We start from the raw sequence: 13,192 nt of genomic DNA, 5'->3' as shown, positions 1-13,192 counted from the left end.
GGAAGGATCCCGAGGGGCGCATGTCACTCGGGGCTCACCTGATCGAGCTTCGCAACAGGCTCTTCAAGTCGGCAATCGCGATCGTCCTCGGCTGCATCGCCGGATGGTTCGTCTCGGAGTGGGTCTTCGAATCCCTCAAGGCGCCCATCCTCGAGGTGGCGTCCTCCCAGGGCAAAGAGGCGATCCTCAACTTCCCGACCATCGCCGGTGCCTTCGATCTGCGGCTGCAAATCGCCATGACCGTCGGCATCGTCATCGCGAGCCCGGTGTGGCTCTATCAGATCTGGGCGTTCCTCGTGCCCGGTCTCACCAAGAAGGAGATGCGGTACGGCCTCGGGTTCATCCTGACCGCGATCCCGCTCTTCTTCGCGGGCTGCGCCGCGGGCTGGCTGGTCTTCCCGCACATCGTGGAGCTGCTCACCGGGTTCACCGGTGACAACGCCGCGAGCTTCATCGATGCGAAGTACTACTACGACTTCGTCCTCAAGCTCGTCCTGATGGTCGGCATCGCCTTCGTGCTGCCGGTCTTCCTGGTGCTGCTGAACTTCCTCGGGATCCTGCCCGGGATGCTGATCCTGAAGTCGTGGCGCATCGCCATCATGGTCATCGTGGTCTTCACCGCCATCGCGACCCCGGCCGCCGACCCGATCTCGATGTTCCTCCTGGCCATCCCGATCATCTTCCTGTTCTTCCTCGCCTGCGGGATCGCGATCCTCCACGACCGGCGCGCGGCGAAGCGCATCCCGGTCTACGACGGCACCGCCTCCGACCTGCCCGCGTGAGCGAGCAGTCCCCCGCGGAGCGCTTCGCCGCCTTCCGCACCCGTCAGGGCCACGCGAGGGTCGAGTCGTTCCGCTCGACCCTCGCCTTCGACCTCGATCCGTTCCAGTACGAGGCGTGCAGCGCGCTCGACGACGGGCGCAGCGTGCTCGTCGCGGCGCCCACGGGCGCGGGCAAGACCGCGGTGGCGGAGTTCGCGATCCACCTCGCGATGCAGGACCCGACGGCGAAGGTCTTCTACACGACGCCGATGAAGGCGCTCAGCAACCAGAAGTTCCAGGAGTTCGTCGAGGACTACGGGGCCTCCGAGGTCGGACTCCTCACGGGGGACTCGAACATCAACGCGCGCGCCCGCGTGGTCGTCATGACGACAGAGGTGCTGCGCAACATGCTCTACGCCGATTCCGATCTGCTGCGCGACCTCGCCTACGTCGTCATGGACGAGGTGCACTACCTCGCCGACCGCTTCCGCGGGGCGGTATGGGAGGAGGTCATCATCCACCTCCCGCAGCGGGTGCGGCTGGTGTCGCTGAGCGCCACCGTCTCGAACGCCGAGGAGTTCGGCGACTGGCTGCAGACCGTGCGCGGCGAGACCGAGGTCATCGTGTCGGAGGAGCGGCCCGTGCCGCTCGACCAGCACGTGCTCGTCGGCGGCAAGCTGGTCGACCTCTTCGACTCGTCCGGGCGTGCAGCGACCAACCGGGTCAACCCCGAGCTGGCGAGAATGGCCCAGGGCGGCTCCCGCGTCGAGCGGGGCGGGCGCGGGGGCCCGCGCGCCCGCGGCCGCGGGCGGTTCGCCGACACCCGCCCGGCCGAGGAGCTCGTGCCGCGCTCCGAGGTGGTCGAGATCCTCGAGGGCAAGAACCTGCTCCCGGCCATCTTCTTCGTCTTCAGCCGGGCCGGCTGCGACCAGGCGGTCCGGCAGGTCCTCCGCTCCGGTGTCCGTCTCACCGAGCGGCACGAGCGCGACGAGATCCGCGCGATCGTCGAGGAGCGGTGCCGCACCATCCGCGACGAGGACCTCGCGGTGCTCGGGTACTGGGAGTGGCTCGACGGCCTGCAGCGCGGCGTCGCCGCCCACCACGCGGGCATGCTGCCCGCGTTCAAGGAGGTCGTGGAGGAGCTCTTCCTCCGCAAGCTCGTCCGGGTGGTCTTCGCGACCGAGACGCTCGCCCTCGGCATCAACATGCCGGCGCGCACGGTCGTGCTCGAGAAGCTCGAGAAGTTCAACGGCGAGGCGCGCGTGCCGATCACTCCGGGTGAGTACACGCAGCTGACCGGCCGCGCCGGTCGCCGCGGGATCGACGTCGAGGGGCACTCCGTCATCCAGTGGCGGGCCGGGATGAACCCGCAGGCGGTCGCCTCCCTCGCCTCCCGCCGCACCTACCCGCTCAACTCGAGCTTCCGTCCCAGCTACAACATGGCCTGCAACCTGATCGAGCAGTTCGGCCGCACGCGCACCCGCGAGATCCTCGAGTCGTCGTTCGCGCAGTTCCAGGCCGACCGCTCCGTCGTCGACCTCGCCCGCCGGGTGCGACAGCAGGAGGAGTCGCTCGCGGGGTACGTGACCGCGATGCAGTGCCACCTCGGCGACTTCGAGCAGTACGCGGCGATCCGCCGCGAGATCGGCGAGCTCGAGCGCCGGGGCGCCGTCCGCGGTGAATCGGCCTCGCACGCCGAGCGCGAGAAGCGTCAGGGCCAGCTGAACTCCCTACGCCGCCGGATGAAGGCCCATCCGTGCCACGCCTGCTCCGATCGCGAGCAGCACGCCCGCTGGGCCGAGCGCTGGTGGAAGCTCCGCCGGGAGACGGACGAGATCGAGCGTCAGATCCGCTCGCGGACCGGTGCCGTCGCGAAGGTCTTCGACCGGATCACCGAGGTGCTCCTCGAGCTGGGGTACTTCCGCCGCGACGAGGCCGGCGAGCTCTCGCTGACTCCGAACGGGCGGACGCTGCGCCGGATCTACGGCGAGCGGGACCTCCTGGTCGCCGAGTGCCTCCGCAAGCAGGCCTGGACGGAGCTCGACCCCGCGGGGCTCGCCGCCATGGCCTGCTGCCTCGTCTTCGAGCCGCGACGCGAGGAGGGCACGCTCAACGAGAAGTTCCTGCCGCGCGGCGGGTTCCCCGAGGCGCTCGAGAAGACGCAGCTGCTGTGGGCGCGCCTCGACGACGTCGAGCGCGACCACCGGCTGCCCGGCAGCAACCCGATCTCGACGAGTCTCGCGCTCGCCATGAACATGTGGGCCAGGGGGATGCCGCTGGACGCGGTGCTGCGCGAGGCCGACATGGCCGCCGGGGACTTCGTGCGCTGGGCCAAGCAGACCATCGACCTCCTCGACCAGCTCTCGGTCGTCGCCGACGGCAAGGTGGGCCGTGCCGCACGCACGGCGCTCGACTCCGTCCGCCGGGGCATCGTCGCCTACTCGACGGTCGCATGATCGCAGCGACTCCCGCGCCCCTCGGGCGCACGGCACCGCTGTGGCCGGCAGTGATCCTCGCCGGACTCGGGGGAGCGGTCCTGGATCGGGGCTTCCCGGACACCGACCTCTGGCCGCTCGCGATCCTCGGTGCCGCGGCGATCCTCTTCGCCCTGGCCGGCCGGGGCTTCTGGAGCGGGGCCCTGGTCGGCCTCGTCGGCGGCGGCGTCTTCTGGGGCGTGCACATAGAGTGGCTGACGCTCTACCTCGGCCCGGTCCCGTGGCTCGCTCTCGCCGGTCTTCAGGCGATCTTCTTCGCCCTGTCGGCGGGGCTCATGGCGATGCTCTCGACCCGCGGGCACCGGGTCTGGACCGGTCCGCTCGGGCGGATGGTCGGCATCCCCGCCCTGCTGGCCGCTCTCTGGGCGGGACGCGAGACGATCACGAGCGTCTGGCCGTACGGCGGCTTCGCCTGGGGGCGGCTCGCGCTCTCGCAGTCGACGGGTCCGCTCGCCGATCTCGCGGCGTGGGTGGGCTTCACCGGGCTGAGCTTCGTGGTCGCCTTCCTCGCGGCCGTGCTCGCGCAGGCGGTGCGCGAGATCACCGTGCCCGCGAGTGCGCGGGTCGCGACGGTGGCCGGTTTCGCGATCGCCGCGCTCGTCTTCCCGGCGTGGCCGGCGCCGACCGACGGCACGACGCGGATCGCCGCGATCCAGGGCGACTCCGACGCCGGGCTCTTCTCGGCGAGCTATCGGGGGCAGATCCTGGAGGATCACACCTCGGCCACCCTGCCGGTCCTCGAGGAGGACGTCGACATGGTCGTCTGGCCCGAGAACGGGGTCGACATCGACCCGACCAGGAACGCCCAGTCCGCCGCCGTGCTCGACTACCTCAGCCGCACCATGGACGCGCCCTTCATCGTCGGGACCATCACGAATCCCGAGGAGGACGTCTTCTACAACAGCTCGCTGCTCTGGAAGGCGGGGGAGGGGGCGACCCAGGTCTACGACAAGGTGCACCCCGTGCCCTTCGCCGAGTACATGCCCGATCGGGCGTTCTGGCGGATGTTCGCGCCCGACCTCGTCGACCTGGTGAGCCGCGACTACTCGATCGGCACGAAGCCCAACGTCTTCGACATCGACGGTGTGCTCGCGGGCATCGCGATCTGCTTCGACATCTCGGACGACGCCCTGACCAACGCCATGATCGACGGCGACGCCGAGATCATCCTCGCGCAGACGAACAACGCCGACTTCGGCCGCACCGACGAGAGCGTGCAGCAACTGGCCATCGCCCGGCTGCGGGCGATCGAGACGGGCCGCAGCGTGGTCAACATCTCGACGGTGGGAACGAGCGCCATCATCGCGCCCGACGGCTCGACGCTCGACTCCCTGACATGGTTCGAGCCGGGTGCCATGGTGGACGAGGTCCCCCTCGCCTCCACCACGACCCCGGCTCTCGTGTGGTCCCGGAACCTGGGCTGGTACTTCCTCGCCGCAGGTCTCGCGGGTCTGGTCTCGTTCGTCCTGCAGACGCGCGATCCCCGACCCCGGGACGCAGGTCGGCGCTAAGCGCCGATCTTGTGCTCGCCTCGACGGGCACGGAGATAGGCGAGCCGCTCCTCGAGCAGCTCCTCCAGCTCCGCACGGGTCCGGCGCTCGAGCAGCATGTCCCAGTGGGTGCGGGGAGCCTTCTGCTCTCCGCGATCCACCACGACGGGCTTCGAGTCCACCAGGAGGGTGGCCTCGTGACCGCAGGAGCGGCACTCCCAGGTCTCCGGCGCTTCGGCGTCGGCCGAGAACACCATGTCGGTGTCGTGGCCGCAGTTGGTGCAGTGATAGGTGTGCGTCGACCGCGGTGAGAAGACGACGCCTTCCTCGCTCTGCAGGCTCTGAGAGCCCAACCTCATTCCGCGCAAGCTTCGATCTGCCATTGTGTGGTCTCCTCTCGCTGTGCTCCGACAAGTGTCGACCGCGTACCTGGAGGTGGTCTTGCGGTCCGGACCTTTGCCAGAGAACCTTCAGGTCATCGGGGTAGTTCCGGTTCCCGGCCGCGGAGGGAGTCGACGGCCGCGCGAGCGAGGTCGGTCCGGTCGGTGACCAGGCCGTCCACGCCGAGGGCGAGGAGGTGCCGCATCCGCTCCGGATCGTTGATCGTCCACAGGTGGATCTCGGCTCCGGAGGCGCGCAGACGGGCGAGGACCGGGGGAGTGGCGACGCGGAGCCCGAGGGCGGACTCCGGGACCTGCAGAGCGTCGATGCCCGCGAGGGCGAGGCGCACGGGGAGCGGCGCCCCCAGGTGCGCACCGAGGAGGGCCGCGACGAACCGGGGCGCCGAGGCCGACGTCGCGACTCCCGGCAGCAGCCGCACCGCGGCGGCGCGACGCCGTTCCGAGAACGAGGTCAGCAGGACGCGATCGGCGGCCGCGAGACGACCGACGGCGTCCGCCGTCGGGACGACGGCCTCGCGCGCTTTCACGTCGACGTTGAAGCGGGCCTGCGGTAGTCGTCGGAGCGCGTCCTCGAGGCTCACCAGGCGCTCTCCTCCCGGCAGGACCACGCGCGCCAGGTCCTCCCACCGCTCGTCGGCGATCCGGTGGACGATGCCGCTGCCGTCGAGGACCTCCGCGTCGTGCACGAGCACGGCGATGCCGTCGACAGTGGCGCGCACGTCCGTCTCGAGCAGATCCGCCCCGGCGGCGATCGCGCGCTCGAAGGACTCGAGCGTGTTGCCGATCCGGTCGGGGCCGAAGCCGCGGTGGGCGATCACGCGAGGCCGCCGTCCCTCCAGGAACGGCGGCCGTCGGTCGATCACGTTCGACGCTCTAGAAGCCCGGGGCCGGGGGAGCGGCCTCGCTGTCCTGCGCGCGGTCCGCGCGCTGGGCGTTCTGGCCGAACGCGGTGCCGATGCCCTTGAGCGCCTCGGTGAGCTCGCTCGGCACGATCCAGAGCTTGTTCGCGGTTCCCTCGGCGATCTTCGGCAGCGTCTGCAGGTACTGGTAGGCGAGCAGCTCCTTGTCGGGTCGGCCCTGGTGGATCGCCTCGAACACGGTGGTGATGGCCTTCGCCTCGCCCTCGGCGCGGAGGACGGCGGCCTTGGCGTCACCCTCGGCGGCCAGGATCGCGGCCTGACGGTGCCCCTCCGCGTTGAGGATCTGCGACTGCTTCGTGCCCTCCGCGGTGAGGATCACCGCGCGGCGATCGCGCTCGGCGCGCATCTGCTTCTCCATGGAGTCCTGGATGGAGAGCGGCGGGTCGATCGCCTTCAGCTCGACGCGACCGACGCGGATGCCCCACTTGCCGGTGGCCTCGTCGAGGACGATGCGCAGCTGGCCGTTGATGTTGTCGCGGGAGGTCAGCGCCTCCTCGAGGTTCAGCCCGCCGACGACGTTGCGCAGTGTGGTGGTCGTGAGCTGCTCGACCGCGCCGAGGTAGTTCGCGATCTCGTAGGTGGCGGCACGGGCGTCGGTCACCTGGAAGTAGACGACCGTGTCGATGGAGACGACCAGGTTGTCCTCGGTGATCACCGGCTGCGGCGGGAACGACACGACCTGCTCACGCAGATCGACCGACGGGCGCACCCGGTCGATGAACGGGATGACGAGGTTCAGACCGGGGAGCAGGGTGCGGTGGTACTTGCCGAGCCGTTCGACCACGCCGGCGGTCGCCTGCGGGACGATCCGGATCGCCTTGAAGAGGACGACGAGTGCGAGGACGACGATGACCGCGACGATCACCAGTGTCACTGCGGCGGAGGGATTCACGAGCGGCTCCTTTCGGCGGGGACGACGACAGCGGTCGCGCCGTCGATGGCGGTGACGACGACGCGTTCGCCGACACCCAGTGGACGCTCCTCGACGAGGGGGGACAGTCGCGCTGTCCACGTCTCGCCGTTCACGAGCTTCACCTGACCGGGCCCGAGCCCGGCGACCACTACGCTGCCGCCGAGGCCCAGCAGGGCGTCGGCGCCGGTCGGCGCGGGGTCGCCGCCGCGGGCGAGGAGGCGGAGCAGCGGAGGCCGGACCGTGAGCAGCAGCAGCACGGCGAGGACGGCCGCGACCGGCACCTGCACCCAGAAGGGTGCTCCGACCAGCGCGGCCACGAGGCCGCCGACGCTTCCGACGGCGAGCATCAGGAAGGTGAACTCGAGGGTGATCGTCTCGACGACCACGAAGATCAGGATCAGTGCGAGCCAGAGGATCCACGCGTACTGCATCACGGCGTCCATGCCGGGTGCTCCTTCCCCTCGACGAGCGGTTCCACGCTAACAAGGACGCCGGAGAACGGGCTGGGAGGGGGAGGGGCCGTGTGGAGGGCCCGTTCGGTAGGATCGCCTGTCGGGGCTCCGGCCCGACATCGTGCCCGCTCCGGTCTTCGCGCCGGCGTCCTGGAGGAACTCCTCGTGCCCAACCCCCTCGCTCCCGGCTCGCTCGACGGCAAGCGCGTCCTCGTCACCGGCTCGTCCCGCGGCATCGGCGCCGACACGGTCCGGTACTTCGCCGAGGCCGGTGCCCGCGTCGTCGTGAACTACCGCTCGAAGGCGCCGCGCGCGAACAAGCTCGTCGATCAGATCGTCGCAGCGGGAGGATCCGCGTTCGCCGTCGGCGCCGACCTCACGGACGAGCAGTCGCGTGCCGACCTGTTCGCCCGCATCCGCGAGGAACTCGGCGGTCTCGACGTGCTCGTGCTGAACGCGTCCGGCGGGATGGAGAGCAACATGGGGGAGGACTACGCCATGGTCCTCAACCGCGACTCCCAGGTCGCCACGCTGGAGGCGGCGCTGCCGCTGCTGGGCGAGGGATCCCGCGTCGTCTTCGTGACCAGCCACCAGGCCCACTTCATCCGCTCGACGCCGACCATGCCCGAGTACGAGCCGGTCGCCCTGTCCAAGCGCGCCGGCGAGGACGCCCTGCGCGACCGCATCCCGGAGCTCGCGGAGCGCGGGATCGACTTCGTCGTCGTCTCGGGGGACATGATCGAGGGCACGATCACGGCGACCCTGCTCGAGCGCTCGAACCCGGGAGCCATCAGCTCGCGCCGCGAGTCGGCGGGCAAGCTCTACAACGTGGGCGAGTTCGCGGCCGAGGTCGCTCTGGCGGCCGTCGACCCGATCCCGACGGAGAACACTCGGCTCGTGGGCGACACCTCGGACTTCGTCCAGGCATGAGCGTCCGGGCTGTCGGCTGACTCCCAGCTTCGCGCGGCGGCGCCGAGTCCTTCCCGCGATCGATGTCTGCAGGTTCTGACGCGCGCCGGTGACCGCGAGGCGCTCCAGGCGCTCCCGTCTTCTGTCAGGGCCGGATCGCTCCGCCGGCGGTCGCACGATCCTGATTCGGGGCGTTCGCGAGACCATGTCGGGTGCTCGAAGTGCTGTTCGTCGAGGAACAGACGGGTGGGGACGCACCGTCACGACAGCCGCTCTCGAGCGTTTCTTTGACATCCGATAATGCACATTATGTCAGTTCGTTGTGCGCCCGATGCACGAACAGGGTCCCCTGCTACAAGTCAGCGAGTGAGATGCGCTCGACGAAGTGACGCCTACCGGGCCGTTCTTGCGTGGAGGCGCGCGAACACGATGCCCCCATCGGCGCCGGAGAAGCTTCGCGCTCCTCGATGAGCGAGAGGACATAAGCTCGCACACATGGCAGTCGGCGCAGTGATGTACAACTTCGCGATACAGCTGGCTGATGTGGACCGCGGCGTCTACGAAGACATCACGCTGCGGGCCGCTCGGCACCCTTCCGAGACCGACGCCTACATGATGACGCGCGTGCTCGCGTACTGCCTCGAATACGTGGAGGGGATCACCTTCAGCGAGGGGATCTCGTCGACGGCGACCGAGCCGGCGGTGCTGGTCCGTGATCTCACCGGCCGGCTGACCACGTGGATCGAGGTGGGCGCGCCGGATGCCGAGCGACTGCACTTCGGCAGCAGGCTGGCCGACCGCACGACGGTCTACACGCATCGCAACCCGGAGAAGGTGATCGCGGCGTGGTCGGGCAAGCGAGTCCACCAGCTCGAGCAGATCACCGTGCAGAGCTTCGACCACGGGTTCCTGGATGCCGCGGTCGCAGTACTCGAGCGCCGCAACACGCTGACCGTGTCGGTCGTCGAGGGGCAGCTGTATCTCGAGTTCAACGGCGTGACGTCGAGCAGCGCCGTCCACGTGCATCAGCCGGGCTGAGGCGACGCGAGAGGGCGCTCAGCGTTGCGGGAGCATGCTCGCTGTTGGCTGTGGCGACGGGAAGCTGTTCGGCATCGTAGAGAGCGAGTGCCGCCTCGACGCCCCGCTCGAGACTGGGGGTGGCGGCTAGCGAGAAAGCATCTCCCGCCGCCTTCGCTGCATCGCCGACCTTTCTCCCCCGGTGCCTGATCAACCGTAGGCAAGGTCGTGCAAGAAGGAGTTCGACGCCGGTCGAACTGCGCACCCGCATCAGAGCAATGTCCAGCAGCACCGGCAGGCACCCGCAGGCAGCGCCCTGAAACCAGGGGACGTTCCGATCCGCGCGGTGCGCAACGTGCCTTCGACGAATGTCGGAGGAGGTGTCGGCTGGCGTTCCTCCCGGAAGGTTCTGGCTCGGTCGTGACGTCGCGACCGTGCTGATCCGCATCGGACGGGTCCTCGAGTCGTGAGGAACTCCCTCCTGTCTGACAAGCCCACCATCGTTCTCGTCCACGGTGCCTTCGCGGACGCCGCCAGCCAGGCGCCCGTGACCCTCCGCCTCCTCGGCGAGGGCTACGGGGTGGCAGCCGCACGCGATGACTGCGGCGGCGCGCGTCGATCGCGTCGTTCGACGCACTGCGCGGGCCCAGCGGATCCCCCAGTCGTTCACAGTCGCCCCACATATCGCTGAGTATCGTTCGGAGAAACGGAGGTCATCATGAACACGTCATCTTCCTCGACCGGCGGCTTCGGCACCGGCAACCCCATCGACAGCATCTGGCAGGCCATGGAGCAGGCGCGCTCGAGCTTCGAGAAGCGCGTCGGAACGCGCGTCGGCCGCGGCGACGTCCGCGCCGCCGTGCTCGCCCTGCTCGCGGAGCAGCCCATGCACGGCTACCAGATCATCCACGAGATCGAGGAGCGCAGCGGCGGCAGCTGGAAGCCCAGCCCCGGCTCGGTCTACCCCACCCTGCAGCTCCTGGCGGACGAGGGCCTGATCTCGGCCGACGAGTCGAACGGCCGCAAGACCTACTCGCTCACCGAGGCCGGTCACGCCCAGGTCGCGGCATCCGGAACCGGCTCGCCCTTCTCGGAGGGCGACCAGGTCGAGGCGGGAGCACTGCCGAAGGCCGGCATCGCGCTGGCCCAGGCCGCCGCTCAGGTCCAGCGCTCCGGCACCCCTGCCCAGATCCGGCAGGCCGTGACCGAGCTCGAGGACGTGCGCCGCCGCCTGTACGCGATCCTCGCGCAGGACTGACCCGGGTGTCGTCGGTCAGCCCGGGTCCGAGTGACCCGGGCCGCCGAGCGAGCAGTGAGCGGCGGCGCTACCGCCGCATCCTGCGTTTCGCCGCCTGGCACCTCGCGGTGACCTGGTGGTTCGATCTCGTCCTCCCCCGGTTCGGGCTGTCGGTGATCGCACTGCGCACCCGCCCCGCCCGGATGCGGCGCTTCGCGCGGAGCTTCCACGTGCTCGCGGTCGAGCTGGGCGGGCTGATGATCAAGGTCGGGCAGTTCATGTCGTCGCGCCTGGACGTGCTGCCGCCGGAGATCACGCGCGAGCTCGAGGGGCTCCAGGACGAGGTGCCGCCGGTGCCGTTCCCGAGGATCCGGGCTCTCGCCGAAGCGGAGCTGGGGATGCCGCTGGAGCGCGCCTTCGCGCAGGTCGACGAGTCCCCGGTGGCCGCGGCGTCGCTGGGGCAGGCCCACCGCGCACGTCTCTCCGCTCTGGACTCGGGAGACACCGGGCACAGCACGGCGATCGTCAAGGTGCAGCGTCCCGGCATCGACGCGATCGTCGACGTCGACCTCGCCGCCCTGCGCCGGGTCGGTCGGTGGCTCACCCACGTGCGCCTCGTCTCGGACCGCGTCGATGCTCCCGCACTCGTCGAGGAGTTCGCGGCGACCAGCCTCGAGGAGATCGACTACCTGCGCGAGGCCGCCAACTCGGTCCGCTTCGCCGCGGACTTCGCCGACGACCCGCGGGTGAGCGTGCCGGACGTCGTCTGGGAGCGGTCGACCCGCAAGGTCCTCACCCTGCAGGACGTCACGGCCGTCAAGATCACCGACGCCGACGGACTGCGCGACGCGGGCATCGACCCCCGCGACGTCGCCCCCGTCTTCGCCGCGGTCATGTTCGATCAGCTCTTCACCACCGGCTGGTTCCACGCCGATCCGCACCCGGGCAACGTCTTCGTCACTCCGACTCCCGACGGGGAGCTCCCGTGGAAGCTGACCTTCATCGACTTCGGCATGATGGGCGAGGTGCCGCCCACGACCAGGGCGGGCCTGCGGGCGATGCTGATCGCCGCCGCCTCCCGCGACGGCAAGGGCCTCGTCGACGCCGCGCGCGACGTCGGCGTGCTCCTCCCCCTCGGCCGACTCCCGCGAGCTCGAGCGCGCCATGACCCAGCTGTTCGCGCGGTTCGGGGGCATGGGCTTCGCGGAGCTGCGCGAAGTGGATCCGCGGGAGTTCAAGGAGTTCGCCGTGCAGTTCGGCGACGTGGTGCGCTCCCTCCCGTTCCAGCTGCCGGAGAACTTCCTGCTGATCATCCGCGCCATGTCGTTGACGTCCGGCGTGTGCAGCGCGCTCGATCCCGCCTTCAACCTGTGGGACTCGGTGGAGCCCTACGCGCAGCGGCTGATCCGGGAGGAGCGCGGCAACGTCGTGCAGGATCTCGGTCGGCAGGCCGTCGACAACCTCGCTCTGCTCTGGCGCCTGCCGCGCCGCCTCGACGCGCTCGCCTCGACGCTCGAGGACGGGACGCTCGCCGTCACGGTGCCGAGCGTGGAGCGGCGGCTGAACCGCCTCGACGCGACGGTGCGCCGAGTGGTCTCGGCGGTGCTGTTCGCGGGGCTGCTGATCGGCGGGGCCGTGGTCCGGCCCGACGACGCGGTCCTCGGCTCGGTGCTGATGATCGTCTCGGTCGCGCCGCTGCTGCACGCGCTGTTCTCGGGACGTCGCGCCGCCTGAGGCGCTCCTCCAGTGCCGCTGCGCTCCCTGGGCGCGACCGGTCCCGCTAGGGTGACCGGTCGGGCCCGTCGGGGACCGGTCAGGGGGCGGGTGTGGACACGCTGAGTGCGGTCGTGCTGCTGGTCGTCGCCGTCGGGGCGGTGTGCCAGATCGTCTCGGGAGTCGGATTCGCCCTCGTCACCTCTCCCCTGCTCGTCCTCGCGCTCGGACACGATCGGGGCGTCCGCACCGTGCTCCTGCTGTCGATCCTCCTGAACGTCGTGGTGCTCGTCCGCTCCTTCCGGCATGTGCGCGCCGCCGACGCGCTGCGACTCCTCGTGCCCGCAGCGCTCCTGATCGTGCCGGCCGTCCTGCTCTCGAACGCGTTCCGGCCCGCCGTGCTGGCGGTGGTCGCGGGTGCCGTCATCCTGCTCGCCACCGGCCTGGTCGCGGCCGGACGCGCCCTCCCCTTCCTCGACGGAGCACGAGGGGCGGTTCTGGCGGGTGCGCTGAGCGGGGTGTTCACGGTACTGGCGGGTGCAGGCGGCCCTCCGGTCGCCCTCTTCGCCGCGCAGCGGCAGTGGCCGCCCGCGGTGGCGAGCGCCACGCTCCAGGCCTTCGCGCTGCCCCTGAACGTCCTGACGCTGCTGGTGCTCGGTCCGACCGCGGACGACCTGCCCGGGCTGGGCTGGGCGTTCGCGGGTCTCGCCCTCGGCGCCCTGGCAGCCCTGCTCCTGGCCCGACGGGTCCCGGCCGCCGCCGTGCGGCGCCTCACTCTCGCGGTGGCCGCTCTCGGCGGGGCCGCCCTGGTCGTCGGAGGGCTCGCAGGCGCTGCCTGAGCCGGGCCGATCGGATCCTCACAGCACTCTTGACACCTTCTGGCG

The 13,192-nt window shown here is 70.3% G+C and carries 11 protein-coding genes and 2 pseudogenes; 9 read left to right on the top strand and 4 right to left on the bottom strand.

Annotated features, from left to right (window positions below; all coding sequences use genetic code 11):
• Positions 1-20 precede the first annotated feature (20 nt).
• Genes tatC through lnt form a run of 3 tightly spaced genes read left to right on the top strand, consistent with a single transcriptional unit; the run spans position 21 to position 4,767 of the window.
• Complete coding sequence (gene tatC, locus AC0CID_RS03920) at positions 21-782, top strand: twin-arginine translocase subunit TatC (protein ID WP_207402559.1); 762 nt, start codon at positions 21-23, stop codon at positions 780-782.
• Entirely contained in the window at positions 779-3,217 is a 2,439-nt protein-coding gene (locus AC0CID_RS03915; protein WP_465225848.1) for a DEAD/DEAH box helicase, read from the top strand. The genes tatC and AC0CID_RS03915 overlap by 4 nt, the downstream gene beginning before the upstream one ends.
• Positions 3,214-4,767: an apolipoprotein N-acyltransferase gene (gene lnt, locus AC0CID_RS03910; RefSeq protein WP_465225847.1), complete on the top strand. Its 1,554-nt coding sequence runs from the start codon at positions 3,214-3,216 to the stop codon at positions 4,765-4,767. The genes AC0CID_RS03915 and lnt overlap by 4 nt, the downstream gene beginning before the upstream one ends.
• On the opposite strand, the gene AC0CID_RS03905 is transcribed toward lnt, so the two are convergent.
• The 4 genes from AC0CID_RS03905 to AC0CID_RS03890 form a co-directional block, all read right to left on the bottom strand.
• Positions 4,764-5,129: an RNA polymerase-binding protein RbpA gene (locus AC0CID_RS03905; protein ID WP_207402556.1), complete on the bottom strand. Its 366-nt coding sequence runs from the start codon at positions 5,127-5,129 to the stop codon at positions 4,764-4,766. The two genes, lnt and AC0CID_RS03905, sit on opposite strands and share 4 nt — an antisense overlap.
• A gap of 92 nt (positions 5,130-5,221) precedes the next feature.
• Positions 5,222-6,010 (bottom strand): glycerophosphodiester phosphodiesterase family protein, encoded by a 789-nt coding sequence (locus AC0CID_RS03900; protein WP_465225846.1) that lies wholly within the window; start codon positions 6,008-6,010, stop codon positions 5,222-5,224.
• A gap of 10 nt (positions 6,011-6,020) precedes the next feature.
• Positions 6,021-6,935, bottom strand: coding sequence for an SPFH domain-containing protein (locus AC0CID_RS03895; RefSeq protein WP_465228043.1), 915 nt, complete (start codon positions 6,933-6,935; stop codon positions 6,021-6,023).
• 20 nt (positions 6,936-6,955) lie between these two features.
• Complete coding sequence (locus AC0CID_RS03890; protein ID WP_465225845.1) at positions 6,956-7,423, bottom strand: NfeD family protein; 468 nt, start codon at positions 7,421-7,423, stop codon at positions 6,956-6,958.
• A gap of 174 nt (positions 7,424-7,597) precedes the next feature.
• Between AC0CID_RS03890 and AC0CID_RS03885 the strand changes: the two genes are divergently transcribed.
• The 6 genes and pseudogenes from AC0CID_RS03885 (at position 7,598) to AC0CID_RS03860 (ending at position 13,147) form a co-directional block, all read left to right on the top strand.
• Complete coding sequence (locus AC0CID_RS03885; protein ID WP_465225844.1) at positions 7,598-8,362, top strand: SDR family oxidoreductase; 765 nt, start codon at positions 7,598-7,600, stop codon at positions 8,360-8,362.
• Between the two features lie 474 nt (positions 8,363-8,836).
• Complete coding sequence (locus tag AC0CID_RS03880; protein ID WP_465225843.1) at positions 8,837-9,379, top strand: YaeQ family protein; 543 nt, start codon at positions 8,837-8,839, stop codon at positions 9,377-9,379.
• A 460-nt stretch (positions 9,380-9,839) separates the two neighbouring features.
• Positions 9,840-9,941, top strand: a pseudogene (locus tag AC0CID_RS03875) (alpha/beta hydrolase); the annotation flags it as partial.
• A gap of 135 nt (positions 9,942-10,076) precedes the next feature.
• A complete protein-coding gene (locus AC0CID_RS03870) occupies positions 10,077-10,616 on the top strand; it encodes a PadR family transcriptional regulator (RefSeq protein WP_207408003.1) in 540 nt (179 codons plus the stop codon).
• A gap of 5 nt (positions 10,617-10,621) precedes the next feature.
• A pseudogene (locus AC0CID_RS03865) lies at positions 10,622-12,329 on the top strand (ABC1 kinase family protein).
• A gap of 92 nt (positions 12,330-12,421) precedes the next feature.
• Positions 12,422-13,147, top strand: coding sequence for a TSUP family transporter (locus tag AC0CID_RS03860; protein WP_465225842.1), 726 nt, complete (start codon positions 12,422-12,424; stop codon positions 13,145-13,147).
• The last annotated feature ends 45 nt before the right edge of the window (positions 13,148-13,192 follow it).

This window comes from Rathayibacter sp. AC451, from assembly GCF_979253095.1.
This window is presented reverse-complemented; position numbering and strand designations above follow the sequence as displayed.